General features: G+C 62.5%; 14 protein-coding genes. 7 read left to right on the top strand and 7 right to left on the bottom strand.

All coding sequences use genetic code 11. The annotated features are described in order from the left end of the window. The first annotated feature begins 133 nt into the window (after window positions 1-133). Window positions 134-1,762 (top strand): serine/threonine-protein kinase, encoded by a 1,629-nt coding sequence (locus HAV21_RS18995; RefSeq protein ID WP_166842752.1) that lies wholly within the window; start codon window positions 134-136, stop codon window positions 1,760-1,762. Window positions 1,763-1,805: 43 nt separating this feature from the next. Here HAV21_RS18995 and HAV21_RS19000 read toward each other — a convergent pair whose 3' ends face one another. Further along, on the bottom strand, window positions 1,806-2,705 hold the full coding sequence (locus tag HAV21_RS19000) for a TIGR01777 family oxidoreductase (protein WP_166842753.1): 900 nt from the start codon (window positions 2,703-2,705) through the stop codon (window positions 1,806-1,808). An 85-nt stretch (window positions 2,706-2,790) separates the two neighbouring features. Between HAV21_RS19000 and HAV21_RS19005 the strand changes: the two genes are divergently transcribed. Further along, the gene (locus HAV21_RS19005; protein ID WP_166842754.1) at window positions 2,791-6,321 is read left to right on the top strand and encodes a S41 family peptidase; all 3,531 of its coding nucleotides are present in this window, start codon (window positions 2,791-2,793) and stop codon (window positions 6,319-6,321) included. An 87-nt stretch (window positions 6,322-6,408) separates the two neighbouring features. Here HAV21_RS19005 and HAV21_RS19010 read toward each other — a convergent pair whose 3' ends face one another. The 5 genes from HAV21_RS19010 to HAV21_RS19030 all read right to left on the bottom strand — a co-directional run bounded on the left by HAV21_RS19010 (window position 6,409) and on the right by HAV21_RS19030 (window position 12,603). After that, window positions 6,409-6,837 carry an OsmC family protein gene (locus HAV21_RS19010; protein WP_142939498.1) on the bottom strand — a complete coding sequence of 143 codons (429 nt, stop codon included), beginning with the start codon at window positions 6,835-6,837 and terminating at the stop codon, window positions 6,409-6,411. A gap of 200 nt (window positions 6,838-7,037) precedes the next feature. Next, window positions 7,038-7,391: a hypothetical protein gene (locus tag HAV21_RS19015; protein ID WP_142939497.1), complete on the bottom strand. Its 354-nt coding sequence runs from the start codon at window positions 7,389-7,391 to the stop codon at window positions 7,038-7,040. A 147-nt stretch (window positions 7,392-7,538) separates the two neighbouring features. Next, window positions 7,539-9,293, bottom strand: a complete 1,755-nt coding sequence (gene sucB, locus HAV21_RS19020) for a 2-oxoglutarate dehydrogenase, E2 component, dihydrolipoamide succinyltransferase (protein WP_166842755.1) — start codon at window positions 9,291-9,293, stop codon at window positions 7,539-7,541. Between the two features lie 111 nt (window positions 9,294-9,404). Continuing rightward, window positions 9,405-10,787 (bottom strand): dihydrolipoyl dehydrogenase, encoded by a 1,383-nt coding sequence (lpdA, locus tag HAV21_RS19025; RefSeq protein WP_166842756.1) that lies wholly within the window; start codon window positions 10,785-10,787, stop codon window positions 9,405-9,407. A 292-nt stretch (window positions 10,788-11,079) separates the two neighbouring features. Beyond that, window positions 11,080-12,603: a leucyl aminopeptidase gene (locus HAV21_RS19030; RefSeq protein WP_166842757.1), complete on the bottom strand. Its 1,524-nt coding sequence runs from the start codon at window positions 12,601-12,603 to the stop codon at window positions 11,080-11,082. A 273-nt stretch (window positions 12,604-12,876) separates the two neighbouring features. Between HAV21_RS19030 and HAV21_RS19035 the strand changes: the two genes are divergently transcribed. The 4 genes from HAV21_RS19035 (at window position 12,877) to HAV21_RS19050 (ending at window position 18,142) form a co-directional block, all read left to right on the top strand. Further along, a complete protein-coding gene (locus HAV21_RS19035; RefSeq protein ID WP_166842758.1) occupies window positions 12,877-13,815 on the top strand; it encodes a PAC2 family protein in 939 nt (312 codons plus the stop codon). Window positions 13,816-13,850: 35 nt separating this feature from the next. Continuing rightward, window positions 13,851-15,206 carry an MFS transporter gene (locus HAV21_RS19040; RefSeq protein WP_166842759.1) on the top strand — a complete coding sequence of 452 codons (1,356 nt, stop codon included), beginning with the start codon at window positions 13,851-13,853 and terminating at the stop codon, window positions 15,204-15,206. An 89-nt stretch (window positions 15,207-15,295) separates the two neighbouring features. After that, the gene (locus tag HAV21_RS19045) at window positions 15,296-16,582 is read left to right on the top strand and encodes a DUF4192 domain-containing protein (protein ID WP_166842760.1); all 1,287 of its coding nucleotides are present in this window, start codon (window positions 15,296-15,298) and stop codon (window positions 16,580-16,582) included. Between the two features lie 246 nt (window positions 16,583-16,828). Next, window positions 16,829-18,142 carry an RNA polymerase sigma factor gene (locus HAV21_RS19050; protein ID WP_142939490.1) on the top strand — a complete coding sequence of 438 codons (1,314 nt, stop codon included), beginning with the start codon at window positions 16,829-16,831 and terminating at the stop codon, window positions 18,140-18,142. A 214-nt stretch (window positions 18,143-18,356) separates the two neighbouring features. Here the strand turns inward: HAV21_RS19050 and HAV21_RS19055 are convergent, their stop codons facing one another. Then, window positions 18,357-18,578: a hypothetical protein gene (locus HAV21_RS19055; protein ID WP_018778705.1), complete on the bottom strand. Its 222-nt coding sequence runs from the start codon at window positions 18,576-18,578 to the stop codon at window positions 18,357-18,359. Between the two features lie 255 nt (window positions 18,579-18,833). Between HAV21_RS19055 and HAV21_RS19060 the strand changes: the two genes are divergently transcribed. Further along, window positions 18,834-20,942 carry a DNA topoisomerase IV subunit B gene (locus HAV21_RS19060; RefSeq protein WP_166842761.1) on the top strand — a complete coding sequence of 703 codons (2,109 nt, stop codon included), beginning with the start codon at window positions 18,834-18,836 and terminating at the stop codon, window positions 20,940-20,942. The last annotated feature ends 47 nt before the right edge of the window (window positions 20,943-20,989 follow it).

Here is a 20,989-nt window from a genome sequence, read left to right on the forward strand (position 1 = left end):
CCCGCAGGAGACGAGCCATGGTTTTGTGGTGAAGCTCTCAGTCGCATCCAGGGTAGTGGGAACGTGCAGCTGGCAATGTCAGTGCCTGTGGATAACTTCTGCGGAAATTCCTGAGGTCCGGTACACCTTGTCTATGGAAACTCTTGACGCTCCCGGGGCCGTGGCTCCCCACGTTCCTGGCTATTCGATATCCCGCCCGCTGGGCCGCGGCAGCAGCGCCACCGTTTGGCTGGTCACGAGGGATAAGGACGGTGCGCGGTTTGCGGTCAAGTGCGCCACGCCTGATGCCTCCGGTGGTGGTTCAAAGGCATTGGCCAAGGTTTCCCGGGACCTGGTCCGCGAGATGAGGCTCCTCTCCGGCCTCAAGCACAAGCACCTCATCGGTGTCCACGAGGTCCTCCACGTGGGTGCGGTTGGCGAGGGGACGCTGGGGATCGTCATGGACTACGCAGCGGGAGGCTCGCTGGGCAACCTGATATCAGCAAGGGGAAAGCTCAGGATCGGAGAAGCCGTGACGATCCTGACGCCTCTTGCCCAGGCATTGGAATACTTGCACGTCAACGGCACCGAACATGGAGATGTGTCACCGGGCAACGTCCTGTTGACTGCGGAAGGGATGCCGCTGCTGGCTGATCTTGGCGTTGCCGCCATGGTGGGCGACACTCCACAGGGGCCAAGTGTCGGAACGCCCGGCTTCATGGAACCACCGGCCCCAGGGTCCGCGAACGGCGGTCTTTCCCGGAACAATCTTCAGCCCCAACGCGACGTCTATTCGCTGGGAGCGGTGGGCTGGTACTGCCTGACGGGGACAACGCCTGGCCCGGAACAGGATCGTCCGCCGTTGTCCCTTCTGGTGCCCGAGGTGCCCAAGGCAATGGCGGCGGCTTTGGAGGCCGCCCTGGACCCTAACCCACAAAATCGCCCCTCGGCCAGGGAACTTGGCACGGCAATCTTCAGAAGTGCTGCTCCCGAGTCGCTCGATCTCTCCGGCGCCGTGCATGCCTCCGTCATTCCTGAATTGCTGACCAGACGCGAGGCCATGGGGCGTTCGCCCCGCCGGGCCACCCGCTGGTGGCAGGCGTTGTGGAGATGGCTGCCGTTCGTGCACGGCGTGGCGCTTCCTGTGCCACACCGCGCGCGCAACCCACTGAGCCGCCCCGGCCGTGAAGGTGGCGGCCGGCCGCTGCTCGTGACGGCGATGGTGGCGTTTATTGCTGTCGCTTCATGGATCACCTGGCAGCAGTTTGGACCGACGACGGCGATCGTCCACCAAGCAGCGGCCGAAACCGGCGTTGCCGATCCCAGCCATGCCGCAGATTCTCGGAACCGCCAGGATCTTCCGCAGGCGCTCTCGGAAGGGCTTCAATCCCAGGACCCCCTGATCGCCGTGCCGGCGTTGTCGGCCCTGCGCGACATTGCCTTGGGAGACCGGCGCCTGGACCTTTTGGAGGCCGTGAACGCGCCAGGTTCGCAGGCTGAGGCCGCCGATCAGCAGTTGGAAGATTATCTTCGGGGCGCCGGGACGGCGTTTGCCGGTCTCCACACAACGCTGACAGCCCTGACCTTGGACGGACCCCCGCAGGGAGATCGTGTGCTGGTGGCGGTAACGGCCATGACCTCAGGATATGAGGAACGCCTGGTCTCGGGAGAGATTGTCAGGACCGAGGGCCCTGGGGCGCCGCAGCAGCTCCGGCTGGACATGGTTCGAACAGACGGGCGCTGGCAGATTTCGGGAATCCTGAGCGCAGCGCCCGCTAAGTGATGCCAACCACTGGATGATCGCCCGAACATGCCAGGCGCCCGTGTCAGCGGGCCTCTTGCTGCTTCAGCCATTCCATGGCATCGGGGAGGGTCGGATGCAACCAATGGAAGCCGGCTTCCTGCAGCCGCGACGGCTCCATTCGCTGGTTGGCCATGACGAGTTCGTCTGCCAGCCCTCCCAGAACCAGTTTCAGGGCTGGTCGGGGAACGCGCAGGAAAGCTGGCCTGTGAAAGGCCTTGGCGAGTTCAGCAACGATCGTGTTGACGTCAGCACTCTCCGGGGCGCAGACGTTCACCGGTCCCTCAAGGTTTGCGGTAAGGAGGTAGGCGAGGGCGCGGGCTTCGTCGGCCAATGTGATCCATGGCCAGTACTGGCGGCCATTGCCGAACGGTCCTCCCAGCCCAAGTTTCAGTAAGGGAAGCAGCGGCCCGAGCGCGCCACCGGAGGTACTCAGCACCACGCCGGTCCGGGGGGTTACCACGCGCACCCCGGATGGTGCTGTTCTTGCCATTCGCTCCCATTCAAAGGAAAGATGCCCCAGCACGCCGGTACCCTGGCCTGAATCTTCCCGCAGCACCCCTTCGCGTGAGGCGCCGTAATAGCCGGATGCTGATTGGCTGACAAAGGTGGAAGGGGGGTTGCTGAGCCGCCGCATTGCCGCGGTCAGTGTCTGTGTTGGTCGGAGGCGGGATTCGGTGAGGACCTGAATCCGGCGTTTTGTCCACGGGCGGTCTCCGATGCCGGCGCCCGATAGGTTGACTACGGCATCGGTTCCCTCCAGGACAGACTCATCAAGTTCGCCCTTGTCCGGGTCCCACGCCCATTCACGTGCCGTTTCGGCTGGGCGCCGCACCAGCCGTACTACCTCGTTGCCTTCAGCGGTCAACTGCTCGGCCAGGGCCGACCCGATCATTCCCGAAGCTCCGGACATCACGATTCTCATGACCCATCTCACCATGGCGAACGCTTGTGGTGGAAACGGCGGTGGATGCCGCAGTTCAGTGATGCCTCTTGACTATGATCGAACAATGACCTCCTCCAGCTACCTCCGTTTCCCGCATGTGCACGGCGATCTGGTCACCTTCGTGGCCGAAGACGACATCTGGATCGCACCCCTTTCAGGCGGCCGCGCCTGGCGGATTTCCTCCCAGCAACTGCCAGCCAGGAACCCCAGGTTTACTCCGGACGGCAAGAAGCTGGTGTGGACCACTGTTGTGGGTACGTCACCGGAGGTGGTCACCGCAAACGTCGACGGCGGCGGGTACAGGCAGTTGTCGTACTTCGGGCACAGCACTACGAAGGTTAAGGGATTCACACCGGCAGGGAATGTGGTGGTGACGAGCGCCTTCCAACAGGCCGAAAGCCGCCACACGCACGCTTACAGCCTCCCGCTGGACGGCGGCGCCGCCGTCGAGCTTCCTTTCGGCCCGGTGGAGGCTGTTGCCTTCGGACCCGAAATTGGTGACGAGAAGCCTGTTGTCCTGGCAAGCGTGCTTTCACGCGAGCCCGCTTGGTGGAAGCGCTACCGTGGTGGCACAGCCGGGAAGCTCTGGATCGACGCTGACGGTAACGGCGAGTTTGAGCGGTTGGTGAAGGAGCTCGACGGGAACCTCACCGACCCCCTGTGGATTCAAGGGCGGATTGCGTTTCTTTCGGACCACGAGGGATATGGAAACCTCTACTCGGTGCTTCCGGATGGTTCCGACCTGCGCCGCCACACGGACCATGAGGACTTCTACGTTCGGCACGCCAGCACGGATGGCACCAGGGTGGTCTTTGAATCGGCAGGCGAGCTTTGGATGTTGCCGTCGTTGGATGCAGAAGCAGAGCCCGTCAAAGTGGACGTCACCCTTGGCTCGGCATCACCGGGTCGCCGCCCCGCGCCGCTGAAGACTTCCGCCCACTTGGGGGACGTCTTCCCCAACTTCACCGGAACTGCCAGCGCCGTGGAATCGCACGGCACCATCCACTGGCTTCGTCACAAGGACGGACCCTCGCGGGTAGTTGAGGCAACCCCGGGAGTCCGCGCCCGGCTTCCCCGGCCTCTTACGGATGGACGGATAGCGTACGTCGCAGACCACGGGGGAGTGGAAGCGTTGTACATCAAGCGCATCGCCGCCCGCCTGGCTGCTGTGGTGGAGGTTCCCGCACCCACTACCGAACAAGCCGCCCCTGCTGCAGAAGAGTCAGCACCTCTGCCAAAGCCCGTTGCCGCATCCAATGTGTTGGGGCACGCAAACGCCCAGGCGGTGAAGCAGCCCGCACAGGCATCGGCCGAGCAAACACACTCCGGAACGGCTGAGGCAAGCAACGTTGTACCATCCCCGGACACCGCGGGCGGTACCGCGGCCAACGAGGCTCCCGTGGCATCGGAAGACTCTGCGGATCTTCGGGTTGAATTCCCTGCCCCTACGCGGACGAGCGCGCTGGAAGCCAGCCCGGATGGACGCTGGATAGCTGTCGGCACGTCCTTCGGCGACGTCTTTATTGCCGATACCGCTGCAGGAACATTGGTGCGGCTTGTCAGCGTTGGTGAAGGCAGCATTGATCAATTCTCGTGGTCCAGCGACTCCCAGTGGCTTGCCTGGTCCGAGCCGGTGACGTCCTTCGGTTCGCGGAGCAAGCTTCGGATTGCCCGGCCGGCAGAGCCTGGTGCAGGCATCATCGATGTCACGGACGGGCGCTTCCGCGACGAGTCTCCCAGGTTCACCCCGGACGGAAAGTTCCTGGCATTCCTGTCCAACAGGAGCTTCGACCCCGTGTACGACGGTCACTCCTTCGACCTCTCCTTCCCGAGTCCCATCAAGCCGTATATGGTGGCTTTGGCCGCGGATACGCCGTCGCCCTTTGGTCCTTCCGTAGACACGCTTGAGGATGCCTCGGCTACCGCGGTCCCGTCCGATAAGGACAAGACCGACGACGGCGAAGCTGCCGCCGTGCGCGTGGACCCGGACGGGCTCGCCCACAGAGTGATTGCTGTGCCGGTACCTCAAGGGAACTATTCCGAGCTGGGTGTTGGCGAGGGTGCCCTGTTGTGGCTCGACACCGAACTTTCGGGAGTCATGGGCGATGGGCGGGGAACCCTCCAAGACAAAAAGTCGGCGCCGTCCCTGGTCCGTTACGACCTCGCCAAGCGCAAGCCGGTCACGCTCGTCAAGGCAGTGGACAGCTACCGGCTGTCGGGTGACCTGAGCCGGATCGTTTACGTGCTGGACAAGCAGGTTACGTCCGTTCCTGCTGAGAACAAGGTGGAAGAGGACTCTGCCGATCTTGTCAAGGTGGAGCTCAACAGGGTTCGGGCCATCATAGACCCGGTGGCGGCGTGGGGACAGGCGTTCGACGAGGCCTGGCGGCTGCAAAGGGACTTCTTCTGGACCGCCGACATGGCGGGCCAGGATTGGGACTCCGTGTACAAGCGCTACCGTCCGATCGTGGACAGGCTCGGATCCCACGATGACCTGGTGGACCTTCTGTGGGAGATTCATGGTGAGCTGGGCACATCACATGCCTACGTCAAACCGACGGCTGTCACTGAGCCCGGGCGAAACGGCCAGGGCAGGCTTGGAGCAGAGTTCCAACTCGGTGCCAAGGGGTGGGAAATCACCAGGATCCTCGCCGGAGAGTCCTCCGACCCGCTGGCCACCTCCCCCCTGACTCGTCCCGGGGTGGATGCCAAGGTGGGCGACGTCCTTATGGCGATTGACGGCGTCGAGCTTTCGGCGGCCCTAACCCCGGCGATGCAGTTGGTGGGTTCGGCGGGTAGGACTGTTGAGCTGACGCTCCTCAATGGTGATGGCCATGGAGGAGCTGCCGGTGCCCAGCGACGCGTTGCAGTGGTTCCCGTCCGTGATGAGGAGCGGCTGCGATACCAGGATTGGGTCAGGGCCAACCGGCGTACAGTCCGTGAGGCCTCGGACGGAACATTCGGCTACCTGCATGTCCCGGACATGATGGCCAACGGCTGGGCGCAGCTCCACCGCGATCTCGACACGGAGACGGCCTTGGACGGCCTCATTGTGGATGTGCGGCGTAACCGCGGAGGACACACTTCCCAGCTGGTAGCCGAACTGATCGGGCGCAAGGTCACGGGGTGGAGTATGCCGCGCGGTGAAAAGCCTCGGACCTACCCGCACCATGCGCCGCGCGGACCCGTGATCATCCTCGCCGATGAATTTGCCGGATCCGACGGTGACATCATCACCCAAGTATCCAAGCTGCGGGGCATAGGCCCCGTCATTGGTACGCGGACGTGGGGTGGCGTGGTGGGCATCGACAACCGCTTCTCACTCGCCGATGGAACCGGTGTTACCCAGCCAAGATACGCCACGTGGTTCAGTGGCGGGATCGGTTGGGACGTCGAAAACCGTGGTGTGGAGCCGGACATTGAGGTACTGTTCCCGCCGCATGCGTATGCGGCCGGGACGGATCCCCAGTTGGAATACGGAATCGGTGCACTTAAGGAAATGATCCAGGAACTGCCCACCGACCGTCCTCCGTTGCGTGAGGGCTACCGAAAGCTCCGGCCGGCACCGCTGCCGTCACGTCCCCGGAAGGGCTGATAGGCAACCAGGCGCAGAAGAGCCCCGCCGCTTCCCTGAGGGGGAGCGACGGGGCTCTTCCTGGTTTTCGCGCGATGCTGTTCGGTGCTACGCCGTGAGGGTGGCATCCAAGGTGATCTCGATGCTGGCCAGAGCGCCGGAAACGGGGCAGCCGGTCTTCGCGTCTTCGGAGATGCGACGGAAGTCTTCCTCGGAGAGGCCGGGAACCTTTGCGGTCATGGTCAAGTGGCTTCCCGTGATGCCGGTGCCGGGAACAAACGTGACGTCAGCCTTGGTGTTCACTTCCTCTGCGGTGAAACCTTCGCCGGCCAAAGCGTGGCTGAAGGCCATGGAGAAGCATGCGGAGTGGGCAGCGGCAATCAGCTCTTCGGGACTCGTCTTGCCGCCGGACTGCTCGGTGCGCGCCTTCCAAGTGACATCGAACGTGCCCAGACCCGAGCTATCCAGAGTTGTGTTGCCGGCGCCCTCGATCAGGGTTCCGTTCCAAACCGTGTGTGCGGTGCGTGTTGCTGCCATGTCCACTCCTTGGGATCGTTGTGAGTCGGCAACCAGCCTTTGGCAGGTGCCACCGGGATCAATCCTATGGATTTGCCCGCCGGACCGCACGGGCATTCTGCTGACGGTGGATTGTGACCCCCGGACTGGCGTCATGGATACCTAACAACTGACACAGTCCGGCCGGCACAGGGGCCCCGGAAGTTTTGTGTAGCCCGGGCCTAGTTCCAGAGGGTGGCGATGGCGATGTTGATCAAGGCCAAACCGCCGACGCCATGTGCCAGTCCGGTGGACACAGGCTCGCCGTTCTTGACCTTGCGGGCTCCTATGACGGCGAGGACGGCGACGGCAACGCCGATGGCAAACTTGATGCCAAGCTTGAAGTAGCTGGGGTCGGCGTCCGGCAGCAGGGGAATCACACCCATCATGGCGATGCCCGTGAGCAGCTGAAGGAAGGCGCCGTCACGCTGGCGCGGGTGGACGGTGGGGGTCTTGAGAGTGGCGATCCAGTAGCCCACGATCATGGCCGCGCCGACGATGTGCAAGAACACCAGAATGCTGAAGAGAATACTCATGGCCCCAGCTTATCCAGTTGGTTCTACGTCCCGTAGCAAAGCCACGCGGACGCCGTCAGGTGCATCGAAAGCAGAAGGGCAGGTTACCGGTTGTCCCGGTAACCCGCCCTTCTGATTCTTACAAACGCTGCTTAGTTCAGCACGGTCTTAGAGGCCGAGGTCTGCTTCGAAAGCACCGTCTTCAAGGCGGGCCTTGAGGGTCTGTAGGAAGCGTCCGGCATCCGCACCGTCCACCAGGCGGTGGTCGTACGTGAGGGACAGGTACATCATGGAGCGGATGGCGATGGAGTCGTCGCCGTTTTCGTCGGCAACCACGACGGCGCGCTTGACGATCGCGCCGGTTCCGAGGATGCCTACCTGTGGCTGGTTGATGATGGGGGTATCAAACAGTGCACCAACGGAACCGATGTTGGTGATGCTGAAGGTGCCACCGGAGAGCTCGTCCGGGCCGATCTTGCCGTCGCGGGTACGGCCTGCGACGTCGGCGATCTTGCTGGCCAGGCCGGCAAGGTTGAGGTTACCGGCGTCGGAAATGACGGGAACCAAAAGGCCCTTGTCTGTGTCCACGGCGATCGCCAGGTGCTCGGCATTGTGGTAGGTGATTTCCTGCTTGGACTCATCGTAAGCAGCGTTCAGCTTCGGGTGCTGCTTCAGGGCCTCGGCCACTGCCTTGGCGATGAACGGCAGGAACGTCAGCTTGACGCCATTCTGTGCCTGGAAGGAGTTCTTGGCCTTGAGCCGGAGCTTGGCGATCTTGGTCATATCGACCTCGTGCACCTGGGTCAGCTGAGTGGAGACCTCAAGGGACTCGCGCATGCGGCGGGCAATAACCTGGCGGATACGCGGGGCCTTCTCAGTGGTGCCTCGCAGGGAGGAGGCAACCACGGGGGCAGCGGCCTTCGCGGCCGGAGCTGCGGCCGGGGCAGCTGCAGCGGGAGCTGCTGCTGCTTGCTTCGCTTCGGCGGCAGCCAGGACGTCCTGCTTGCGGATGCGGCCACCGACGCCGGTGCCGGAGACCGATGCGATGTCTACACCGTGCTGGTTGGCAAGCTTGCGAACCAGCGGAGTGACGTAACCGGATTCCGAAGAACCTTCTGCCGGAGCAGCCTGAGCAGATGCAGCCGCAGGGGCTGCCGGTGCCGGGGCGGCTGCGGGTGCCGCCGGAGCAGCGGCAGGTGCTGCGGACGCAGGTGCGGCAGCAGGCGCTGCGGGTGCCGGGGCGGCAGCGGGTGCAGCCGGGGCCTCAGCGGCGGGCGCGGCGGACGGTGCGGGAGCCGAAGCGGGGGCAGCGCCGGAGCCGATGACGGCAAGGACGGAGCCAACCTCTGCTGTCTCATCCTCGCTGACGCGGATTTCCTGCAGGGTGCCGGCAACGGGGGACGGGATCTCGGTGTCTACCTTGTCGGTGGAAACCTCGAGGAGGGGCTCGTCCACCTCAACGGTGTCGCCTACGGCCTTCAGCCAACGGGTGACGGTACCTTCGGTGACACTCTCGCCCAATGCGGGGAGGGTGACTTCGTGGCCTTCGCCGGAAGCCGCGGGGGCTTCAGCGGCCGGGGCCTCTTCAGCGGCAGGAGCGGCGGGAGCTTCTTCTGCCGGTGCAGCCTGCTCTGCCGGGGCTTCCTCAGCCGGTGCAGCCTCGGCTGCAGGAGCGGCCGAACCGGAGCCGTCGCCGATGCGGACCAAGGGGGCGCCTACTTCGGCCGTCTCGTCTTCAGCGACGAGGATTTCTTCGATGACGCCAGAGATCGGAGAAGGGATTTCGGTGTCTACTTTGTCGGTTGAAACCTCGAGCAACGGCTCGTCGATCTCCACCCGGTCACCAACCTGCTTGAGCCAGCGGGTGACGGTTCCTTCGGTGACACTCTCACCGAGGGCGGGCAAGTTAACGGATTCAGACATGTCGTCCCCGTTCTCCTTATTGATCTTTGTGCGGATGAATTCTGCTGGTCCGGGTCAGGTGCATGCGGCATATTGCGCTGCATGCACCTGACCCGCGGGTCTTGGTAAGACTTAGCCGTGGAGAGCTTTGCCCGCGAGGGCAAGGTGGGCTTCGCCCAGGCTTTCGTTCTGGGTGGGGTGGGCGTGGACCAACTGTGCCACGTCCTCCGGGTAGGCTTCCCAGTTCACGATCAGCTGGGCTTCACCGATCTGCTCGCCCATGCGGGAGCCGATCATGTGGATGCCCACAACGGGGCCATCTTTCTGGCGTACGAGCTTGACGATGCCGCCGGTCCCGAGGATGGAGCTCTTGCCGTTGCCGGCCAGGTTGTATTCCTGGGTCTGGACCTGGTCGTCGCCGAACTTTTCCTTGGCGGCCTTCTCGGTGTAACCGACTGTGGCAATTTCGGGCTCGCAGTAGGTGACCTTGGGGATGTTGATGTCCTCGACGATTGCCGGGTTCAGGCCGGCGATTTCCTCGGCGACGAAGATACCCTGCTGGTAGCCACGGTGCGCGAGCTGAACACCGGGGACGATGTCGCCAACGGCGTAGATGTTGCCGACGCCAGTGTGGAGGCGTTCGTTGGTGATGACGAAGCCGCGGTCGATGGTGATGCCGGCCTCTTCGTAGCCGAGGTTGGCGGTGACGGGACCACGGCCGACGGCAACCAGGAGGAGGTCGGCTTCGAACGTCTGGCCGTCAACCAAGGTGACCTTGACGCCGTCGTCGTTCTGCTCGACACCCTGGAAGAAGATGCCGGTGGTGAACTTAATGCCGCGCTTCTTGAAAGCACGCTCAAGGTTCTTGACGATCGAGGCGTCCTCGTTGGGGACCAAGGAGGGGAGGCCTTCGATGATGGTGACATCCACGCCGAAGGACTTCCAGACGGAAGCGAATTCGACTCCGATGACGCCGCCGCCCAGAACGATGGCGCTCTTGGGGATGTAGTCCATGGTGAGGGCCTGGTCGGAGGTGATGACCTTGCCGCCGATTTCAAGGCCGGGCAGCGAACGGGAGTATGACCCCGTGGCCAGGACGATGTTCTTGCCCGAGTAGGAGGTGCCGTTCACGACGACTGTGTTGTTGCCCTGGAGCTTGCCTTCACCCTCAATGACGGTGATGCCCTTGGACTTGATGAGTCCCTGGAGGCCCTTGAACTTACCGGCAATGATGCCGTCCTTGTACGCGTTCACGGCCGACATGTCGATGCTGTCGAGCGTGACGTTCACGCCGTACTTGGCGGAATCGCGTGCATGGTCGGCAAGTTCGGCCGAGTGCAGGAGTGCCTTGGTGGGAATGCAACCGTTGTGCAGGCAGGTTCCGCCGAGCTTTGCCTTTTCCACAAGGCCAACGGTGAACCCAAGCTGAACGGCCCGCAGGGCAGTGGCGTAGCCGCCGCTGCCGCCACCGAGTACCAGGATGTCGAATTCTTGCGCAGTTGCCTGATCGGCCACTAAAACGCTCCCTCGCGTGAATGATGACACGGGACTGCGTGCCATCTGGTCTTTGGAACTTGTTCTGCCGTGATTATGCCAGCACCTAAGTTCTCTTGCATTTGTGACTATCGAGTTCACCTTAGCGAACCACCTACCCATGCTCCACCCTCTGCGGGCGTTTTGGGGAGCGCTTGTGTCCAGACTCACGTTCACTTGTGACACAGCGCTACACCCCGCATAATTCCGGGGTTGCGCGGCCCTCGCCGGGGATCAGGCAGGGGCTCGCGCAAACCGGAGGTGCAGAGGGGTGCTATGCGGAGGCGGCCAGGAGATCCTCGGCGTAGGCAACCAGGGTGCGAACAGTGCATCCGGTACCCTGCTTGGGCGTGTAACCGTAGGGGGCTCCGTTGTTGAACGACGGTCCCGCGATGTCCACGTGGGCCCACGGGATCTGCTGGCCGGCGTCGTTCTTTCCCACGAATTCGCGGAGGAAGACCGCTGCTGTCATCATGCCGCCGTTGCGCTCACCGATGTTCGCAAGGTCGGCCACCTGGGAGTCCAGGCTGGGGCGAAGCTCCTCAGGCAGGGGCATGGGCCACACGAGTTCCCCGGCACGGTCAGCGGCACTCTTCAAGGCAGCAGTTACCGAGTCGGAACCCATGACGCCTGCAGTCCGCAGACCCAGGGCGATCAGCTGCGCACCTGTAAGGGTAGCTACGTCGATGATGGCATCCGGCTTCTCCAGGCTGGCAGCGACGATGCCGTCAGCCATCACCAGGCGCCCTTCAGCATCCGTGTTCAGAACTTCAACTGTCTTGCCGCCGTAGATGGTGAACACGTCAGCGGGACGGGCTGCAGCGCCCGAGGGCATGTTCTCCGCGATGCAGAGCCAGGCGGTCGCCTTGAGGGGAAGCCCGAGCGATGCGATGGCCAGGACGGTGTTAAGTACGACGGCGGCACCGGCCATGTCGCTCTTCATGTCGCCCATGCCGAGGGCAGGCTTGATGGAAATGCCACCCGTGTCGAATGTGATGCCCTTGCCGACGAGGGCAATCTTCTTCGTGGCCTTCGCGGGGGCGTATTCGACTTTGACGAGGCGCGGCTGGCGGGTGGAGCCCTTGCCAACGCCGAGAATACCCCCGAAGCCTTCCTTTTCCAGGCGCTTTTCGTCCCAGACTGTGATCTTGACCGGCAGGCCCTTTGCCAGTTCCTTAGCGGACTCCGCAAAAGACTCGGGGAACAGGTGGCTCGGCGGTTGGTTGACCAACGTGCGGGTTGAGTTGACGGCACGAGCAAGCACAATGGCCCGGTCCAACGCCGGCTGGGCGGACTTGGCATCGACATCCGTGAAAATCAGTGCCTTGGCCACGGGGGCCTTCAGCCCATCCTTGCTGGAACGGTGCTCCGTATAGGAGTACGCACCCAAGGCAGCTCCTTCGGCGACAGCCGTGACATCCGCAAGTGTCGCCGTCGGGAACGCCAAGGTCACCGAAGCGGTACCGGCGAGCTGGCGCACGGCGGATCCCGCAGCGCGTCGCAGGGCCTCTTCGCTCAGGCCGCCGTCATCGGAGAGCTTGCCTACTCCTGCAAGGACAAGAATCCCTGAGCCCGTCTCCGGCAGGCCTGGAAGCCGGTGTGCCTGATCGGCAGCGCCGGTGATCCCCAAAAGCTGCAGTGATCCTGCAACGGACTCCGCGGCTTTCGCGCTCAACGGGTTGGACAGTAATACCGGTCCGTCCGAGCCTTGGGCAACGCCAATCACAAGTGCGTCGCTAGGGGACTTTTTCAGGTCCTTGGCGATGATGCCCAGGATGATGTCAGTAGTCTTGACCACGAGGATGTGTCCTCACTTCTCTCTGCATTGCATGGCGGGGCCACATGTTTGGCGGCCCGCCCCGGTACGCGCCCGACGTCTTCTACGACGGCGGCCTTGGTCTTCGGGCCCAACGTCGCACAGGACGTCGGCCCGCTTCGATCGTAGTCTCTGGAAGGCCGCGGACAGCAATTAAATGAGAGCTGCGGCACATCGGGGGCAGGAATGCCTGTTGACCGTGCAGCGTTGTATGGAATAGCTCCAGAATTTATATCTTTGCGAAAGGAACACGCCGTGTTTGAACGGATATCCGGCTCTCTCCTGGACCCCGAATCGCTGTATGCGCGAAACATTGAGACCTTTTACAGCCCTGAGCTCCGCGGGCTGAATATGGTCATGGGATTCACGGGCTTTGCCGATGCCGGTCAGGTAGTTCGGCAGATCAACGCGGAACTTCTGGATGAACTGGACGCTGAGGTGGTGGCCATGTTCGACGCCGACCAACTCATCGACTACCGCTCGCGGCGGCCGCACATCAGCTTTGTGGAAGACCATCTGCAGGACTACCAGGCACCAAAGCTCGGCCTGTACAAGCTAAACGACGGTCTCGGCCAACCCTTCCTCTTGCTTGCCGGCTTCGAGCCCGACCTGCAGTGGGAGCGCTTCTCGCGCGCGGTCGTCGGAATCGTGGAAGAGCTGGACATCAACCTGGTGACCTGGATCCATTCCATCCCCATGCCCGTTCCGCACACGCGGCCTGTCGGGGTGACGGTCCACGGCAACATGCCCGACCTCATTGAGGGAATATCGAGTTGGAAGCCCACCGTAGATGTTCCTGCCGCCATTGGGCACATCCTGGAACTCCGGCTCACCGAAGCGGAGCGCAACGTAGCCGGCTACGTTATCCACGTCCCGCATTACCTTTCCGAAGCTGAGTACCCGCCGGCCGCAGTCGCCGGTTTGGAATACCTGGGGGCGGCAACGTCCCTCATGCTGCCGACGGACAGGCTCCGGGAAGCCGGCCGTGAAGTGGGCCGCCAGATCGCCGAACAGATCGAAGCTTCCGAGGAAGTACAGGCAGTAGTGGCCAATCTGGAGACGCGCTACGACGAGAAATCCGAAGGCATTGTCCGCCGATCGCTGCTGGCTGATGAGAATGATGAGCTCCCCAACGCTGAAGACATTGGGGCTGCGGTGGAGGCCTACCTGGCTCGTAAAGACTCGCCTCAATAAATCAGCTTTGAGCCGCCGGCAGGCATAATTGTGGGGTGAATGCTCCCCGTGCCTGGCTGATTTGGACGATCGGCGTATTCGCCTACCTGGTGGCCGTGGCGCAGCGAACCTCGTTTGGCGTCGCAGGCTTGGAGGCCACTGACAGATTCCACGCCAGTGCCTCCGCCATCTCGTTTTTCACGGTGCTGCAACTTCTGGTGTACGCCGGATTGCAGATTCCCGTGGGCGTCCTGGTGGACAGGTTTGGTTCGCGGGCCATGATTGCCGGTGGTGCCGTGCTCATGGGCTTGGGACAGCTGCAGCTGGCTTTTGCGGACAGTGTTCCCGGGGGCGTGCTGGGCCGGGTCCTGGTGGGGGCAGGGGACGCGATGACCTTTATTTCGGTGATCCGTCTGGTCCCTTTGTGGTTTGCCCCCGCCAAGGTTCCACTGGTCACCCAACTGACGGGCATGTGTGGTCAGCTTGGTCAGCTCTTCAGTGTTGTGCCGTTCGCGCTGCTTCTCCATACCGCCGGATGGACCCCGGCTTTCCTCACTTTGGCAGCGATGTCCGTGCTGGCAGTGGTCCTGGTCCTGGCGGTGCTCCGCGACGCCCCGCCCGGACACCCACCGCGGGAAGCCGGTCAGGGCCTGCGGGCCACCGGCATCTCCCTGTCCCGGGCTTGGAAACAACCCGGAACCCGTCTGGGCCTCTGGAGCCACTTCACCGTTCAGTTCAGCGGGAACCTCTTTGCGATGACCTGGGGGTACCCCTTCCTGTTGTCCGCCCAGGGACTGGATGCTGCAACCGTTTCCGGCCTCATGGCGCTGTTCGTGGCCACCGCAATAGTTGCCGGGCCAGGGTTCGGCCGATTCGTTTCCAAACACCCCATGCGTAGATCCGCCATGGTCCTGCTCATTGCGCTGGGGACGGCCCTGGCTTGGGCTGCTGTGCTCATTCTTCCCGACCGCGCGCCCTTGTGGCTCCTGGTGCTTTTGGTGGTGGTGCTGGCTGTGGGCGGGCCCGGATCCATGATCGGATTCGACTTTGCCCGGACCTTCAATCCCTCGCACCGGATCGGTACAGCCACGGGTATTGTCAACGTCGGCGGCTTCATTGCGGCGCTCATTGCCATCTACCTCATCGGCCTTGCGCTTGACCTTCTGTACGCCAGTGGTTTTTCCGGCGGTGATCTCTACGGTCTCGCGCCGTTCCGCATCGCCCTCAGCGTTCAGTTCGTACTGCTGGGCCTTGGTACGGTGCTCATCCTGGTGACGCGGCGGAAGGTGCGCCGGCAAATGGCAACCCAAGGTATTCACGTGCAGCCGTTGCTGGCTACCCTCGCCAGGCAGCGCCGGGAACGGATTGAACGACGCCGGGCCGCGCGGCCCGCGTCGAAGGACAACGAGTAGGCCAATCCCTCGCCGGTTTCCTGTGTCGCTTATCCACATAGGCACGATGGTCGCTGTCTCCTCCGGCCGGCGTTGAGCAGGGTGGAACCATGACTTCCAACAGAACGCTCAGCATCCACCAACCCGAAGATATTCTTGGCTACATTCCCCACATGCTGGGTTACTGGCCCGAGGACAGCCTCGTGGCCATCACCATGCAAGGGAAAGTCCTCGGAGCCACGCTTCGCGTGGACCTGCCACGCCTGGGATCCCGGCAGGCCAACAAAGATTTCGCGGACCAGATCCGCAGCTTCCTGATTGCCGACGAGGACGCCAACGGAGTAGTGCTGGCTGTTTACACCGACTCCGGATGGGAAGACGGCATGGTGGTCCGGCAGGCAATTCCCCTGCTCGAAGCGCTGCAGGTGAGCCTTGACGAGGTTGACTTATCGGTTCGGGACGCGTGGCTTGTGGGTTCCGAGTACTGGCGAAGCGCCTACTGCACGGACATTGAATGTTGTCCGGTACCGGGATTGTCCGTTGATCGGATCAAGAACAGCAGACTCAGCACAGAACTGGTGTACAGGGGGAGCTTCATAGGGCCTTCGCCCGGAAGCGAGCCTGGAAAATCCCGGACCGCTTGTCCCGGGGCGCTTGATCCTTTGGTGCTAGCCGCTGAGTCACGCTACGGCAAGCAGATCCTTGGTAGATGGAGGAGCGAGTATTGTCTGGACGCCGTGCTTGCCGTGTGGCGCAATGTGTTGAAGCGGGTCGAAGCCGGCCACCCGTTGCAGCCCGGCGCCGATGCACACATCATGGGCTTCCTCAGGGCAACGCTGCGGATCCCGGCGTGGCGGGACGCTGTGGTGGTCATGGCGGCTGCAGGCGTGGAATCTGCGAAGTCCGGCGCGTTGGCGTTCGGTCTCTTCGATGACGACGGCAACTACAACGACAACGACACCGACATAAACGGCCGCGACACGCCGTTCGACCCTCAGGAACTGGGAGTGGCGGGTCCGGTTCTCCCTGCTGCCAAGGGTTCATCGGAACGAAATGCCAACGGAGACGTCTTCACCTACGGAGATGTCCTGCTTGGGATGCAACCATCCATGCCGTGCTGGAGCGCCCTCGATGCACTGCAGAAAGTTTTGGCCGGGTTGTGCGTCGAGGCCGAATCGGGCGTAGTGCCTGCAGCAGTACTGACCCTGCAAGGCTGGATCGCATGGTGCAAGGGGCGCGGATCAATTGCCCACGCCTGCCTCAGTGGGGCGGAGGCCGCCCAGCCGGGCTATCGTCTTGCCGAACTACTCATGGGTCTGCTGGGACAAGGGACCATTTGCCCATGGGCGCGAAGTTCCAGCACCGCTTGGCGCGGGGTCCGGGGCACGGTCGCATAGAGGGTTTGAACATTCATCCGAAGTGCGTTTCGCAAAACCGTGAGACAATGGATGCCGAGACCCGGTTGGGTCCGCGTTCGAATGCCTGTATTGGTCCCCTTGCCGGGAACAATACAGTGTCGTTGGGAGTTCTCTATAGAGACTCTGCAGACGGCGATCGCATTTGAAATTGATCGCGGACTTGACAGGGTCATAGTGGTGTTGCCCGTATGGTGATTCCACAGACCGCCGCTAGAAAGGTTTTCTGTGACCCCGTCTTCCGTCGAGAAGGAACCCGCCGCCCAGGCCGAACTGTCCGCTGAGGAAAAGAAGGCGGCAACATCGGCAAAGCGCGCAGCGACACGTGCTGCCAACAAGGCCTCAGAGGGCGACTCTGACAAGCCGGCACCCAAGAAGCGTGGACCCAAGCCAGGTGCGAAGGCCGCCGCTGAGGCCGCGAGCAAGTCCTCAGGCTCCGATGCTGAGGACGCCAGCGGCGAGGATGAAGACTTTGATCCCGCAGCTGCCGAGGAAGTCGAAGTCGGAGACGACGACGTCGAGGACGGCGCCACGGCCACCAAGGACAAGGCTGCGCCGTCCGGAACGGGATTCGTTTACTCGGATGCCGACGACGACGACGCGCCGGTCCAGCAGGTCATGTCGGCCGGCGCTACAGCCGACCCCGTCAAGGACTACCTCAAGCAGATCGGCAAGGTCGCGCTGCTGAATGCGGAGCAGGAAGTTGATCTCGCGCTTCGGATCGAGGCCGGCCTCTTTGCTGAGGAAAAGATCAACGCTGACGACGGATCCATGGATCCCAAGCTCAAGCGTGAGCTTGAATTCGTCATCCACGACGGCAAGCGCGCCAAGAACCACCTGCTCGAAGCCAACCTGCGCCTCGTCGTTTCCTTGGCAAAGCGCTATACCGGCCGTGGCATGCTCTTCCTGGACCTGATTCAGGAAGGCAACCTGGGCCTTATCCGTGCAGTGGAGAAGTTCGATTACACCAAGGGCTTCAAGTTCTCCACGTACGCAACCTGGTGGATCCGTCAGGCAATTACCCGCGCCATGGCAGACCAGGCCCGCACCATCCGTATTCCGGTGCACATGGTGGAAGTCATCAACAAGCTGGCCCGCGTACAGCGCCAAATGCTGCAGGACCTCGGCCGTGAACCGACACCTGAAGAGCTGGCACTCGAGCTGGACATGACCCCTGAGAAGGTTGTTGAAGTCCAGAAGTACGGACGCGAGCCAATTTCACTGCACACCCCGCTGGGTGAAGACGGTGACTCGGAGTTCGGTGACCTCATTGAGGACTCGGAGGCTGTTGTTCCCGCTGACGCCGTCAGCTTCACACTCCTGCAGGAACAGCTGCACTCCGTCCTGGACACGCTGTCCGAGCGCGAGGCCGGAGTTGTGGCGATGCGCTTTGGCCTGACCGACGGCCAGCCGAAGACTTTAGACGAAATCGGCAAGGTCTACGGTGTCACGCGTGAGCGCATCCGCCAGATCGAAAGCAAGACCATGTCCAAGCTGCGGCACCCGTCCCGCTCGCAGGTCCTCCGGGACTACCTGGACTAAACAAGCAGAGTCAGGGAAAGTGGCCCGGCCGGATATCCGGCCGGGCCACTTTTTCTGTACGCCCAGCATGGGCATTCGCTTGGAGGTGTGAGTCCTCTGGAGGAGAAGGTGGGCTGACTTTCCTCGGTGCAACCAGTTATACGCAACAAGGCCCCTCCCGGATGGGAGGAGCCTTGTTATCTGATCAAAAAGGGTTTCCGGTGAGCCGGACTGCCTAGTCGACGGGGACGGGAGCCTTCTCGTTGAGGCGCTCGGTCTCATCGTGCCAGTCGGAAGTCATGGGCCGGAGCGTGGCTTCAACTGCACGGGCATGGTGGCCGCAGAAGAGCAGCTCACCGCCGGAGGACTCGAGTACAACGCGGACGTACGCTTGGGCTCCGCAACGGTCACAGCGATCAGCTGCGTTCAGCGTGCGGTCTGCAACTGCTGTTGTCATGTCGGCCTCCTTAGTAGTTCTGTACATCCATATAACCAGCATTCGATGCAGATCCATGGCAAGGATGGGTCACTTTCGCTGTCCGCGTATCACATGTCCGTAACGTCAGCGGGAAGGCTGCACCGATACTGGAGTGGCAAACGGTGCTTCGTGCCTTCCCCGGCTAGGCTGGTAGGGGCAGTGTTTGCCTTGAATTACCAGCCAAACGCGGCTGGGAAGCACCCCTGAGATATACCCCGAAGGAGCACACCGCGAGTGGCACCGAGTTCTGAATACAACGCCCGGCATTTGTCCGTCCTTGAGGGCCTGGAAGCAGTCCGCAAGCGCCCGGGCATGTACATCGGCTCCACGGACTCACGCGGTCTTATGCACTGTCTTTGGGAGATCATCGACAACGCAGTCGATGAGGCCTTGGCGGGCTTTGGACATGACATCAAGGTCATCCTGCACGCGGACAACTCGGTGGAAATCCACGACGACGGGCGCGGCATTCCTGTGGACGTCGAACCCAAGACCGGTCTTTCCGGCGTTGAAGTGGTCTTCACCAAACTGCACGCCGGCGGCAAATTCGGCGGCGGTTCCTACACTGCCTCGGGTGGGTTGCATGGCGTCGGCGCCTCTGTGGTGAACGCGCTGTCCAGCCGGCTGGATGTCCAGGTGGACCGGGGCAGCAAGACGTACCAGATGTCTTTCCGGCGTGGAGAGCCGGGACGTTTCGTGGATTCCGGGGCCAAGCCAAGTCCCAACGCGCCATTTGAGCCGTTCGTGGAGAATTCAGTGCTTGATGTTGTGGGCAAGGCAAAGCGTGGTGTTACGGGAACCCGCGTGCGTTATTGGGCCGACCGCCAGATCTTCACCCCCGATGCCAAATTCTCCTATGACGACCTTGCCTCAAGGGCGCGTCAGACGTCCTTCCTTGTGCCGGGCCTGAAAATCACCGTGCGCGACGAGCGCAAGCTGGCAGGTACGCCGGGGGAGTCCGGTGTCCATGAGGAGGTGTTTCACCACGACGGCGGCATCTCCGAGTTTGTTGAGTTCCTCGCGGCCGATTCCGGAGTAACGGACGTTTGGCGCCTCCATGGCTCCGGGAAGTTTAAGGAAACCGTCCCCGTCCTTGACGAGAACGGCCACAGCCAGATCGCGGAAGTCGAACGCGATTGCGAAGTGGACATCGCACTGCGCTGGGGTATTGGTTATGAGACCACCATGCGTAGCTTCGTCAACATCATCGCCACACCCAAGGGCGGCACACACCAGTCCGGTTTTGAAGCTGCCCTGCTCAAGACGTTCCGTAAAGCGGTGGAGACGAATGCCCGCAAGCTCAAAGCCGGGAACGACAAGGTCGAGAAGGACGATATCCTCGCCGGCCTGACAGCCGTCTTGACTGTTCGTCTTGCTGAGCCGCAATTCGAGGGGCAAACCAAGGAGATCCTCGGCACCTCTGCCGTCCGGGCCATTGTTGCCAAGGTGGTTGAGAAGGAAATATCGGCGAGGCTGAGTTCGGCCAACCGCAACGATAAAGCCCAGTCTGCGCTCCTCTTGGAGAAGATGGTGGCCGAGATGAAATCGCGTATCTCGGCGCGTGTGCACAAGGAAACCCAGCGCCGCAAGAACGCACTGGAAACGTCATCGATGCCCACCAAGCTTGCCGACTGCCGAACGGATGACGTTGCCCGCTCCGAACTGTTCATCGTGGAGGGCGACTCGGCACTTGGAACCGCAAAGCTAGCGCGGTCCTCGGATTTCCAGGCCCTGCTGCCCATCCGGGGAAAGATCCTGAATGTCCAGAAGGCATCGGTGGGTGACATGTTGTCCAACGCGGAATGCGCGGCGTTGATCCAGGTGGTTGGGGCAGGCTCGGGTCGCAGCTTCGACCTTGACGTTGCGCGGTACGGCAAGGTGATCCTGATGACTGATGCCGACGTTGACGGCGCGCACATCCGGACTTTGCTGCTAACCCTTTTCTTCCGTTACATGCGGCCCATGGTCGAGGCGGGGCGCGTGTTTGCAGCTGTTCCCCCTCTGCACCGCGTTGAAGTCATCAACCCGGGCCAAAAGGCCAATGAGATGATCTACACGTACTCGGAAGCCGAGCTCCACGTGCTTCTGTCCAACCTGGCCAAGGAAGGCAAGCGGTACAAGGAACCCATCCAGCGGTACAAGGGCCTGGGGGAAATGGATGCGCAGCAGCTGGCTGAGACCACCATGGACCCGCGCCACCGGACTCTTCGTAAGGTGGGCATCGAAAGCGCCCAGCGCGCCGAGGAAGTTTTTGACCTCCTGATGGGCTCCGACGTCGCACCACGCAAGGAATTCATCATTGCCGGCGCTGCCACGCTTGACCGGGAGCGCATCGACGCGTAGCCCGGCCCCGCGGGACCGGGGGCATCGTCAGGGGTTGATGCTGGGGA

The organism is Paenarthrobacter sp. MSM-2-10-13 (genome assembly GCF_011605365.1).
Taxonomy (GTDB): domain Bacteria; phylum Actinomycetota; class Actinomycetes; order Actinomycetales; family Micrococcaceae; genus Arthrobacter.

Coding starts and splice junctions, on each gene's coding strand:
- HAV21_RS19000 (WP_166842753.1), bottom strand. CDS start 2,705: ATGAGAATCGTGATGTCCGGAGCTTCGGGAATGATCGGGTCGGCCCTG.
- HAV21_RS19045 (WP_166842760.1), top strand. CDS start 15,296: ATGACTTCCAACAGAACGCTCAGCATCCACCAACCCGAAGATATTCTT.
- HAV21_RS19010 (WP_142939498.1), bottom strand. CDS start 6,837: ATGGCAGCAACACGCACCGCACACACGGTTTGGAACGGAACCCTGATC.
- HAV21_RS19005 (WP_166842754.1), top strand. CDS start 2,791: ATGACCTCCTCCAGCTACCTCCGTTTCCCGCATGTGCACGGCGATCTG.
- HAV21_RS19015 (WP_142939497.1), bottom strand. CDS start 7,391: ATGAGTATTCTCTTCAGCATTCTGGTGTTCTTGCACATCGTCGGCGCG.
- sucB (WP_166842755.1), bottom strand. CDS start 9,293: ATGTCTGAATCCGTTAACTTGCCCGCCCTCGGTGAGAGTGTCACCGAA.
- HAV21_RS19055 (WP_018778705.1), bottom strand. CDS start 18,578: ATGACAACAGCAGTTGCAGACCGCACGCTGAACGCAGCTGATCGCTGT.
- HAV21_RS18995 (WP_166842752.1), top strand. CDS start 134: ATGGAAACTCTTGACGCTCCCGGGGCCGTGGCTCCCCACGTTCCTGGC.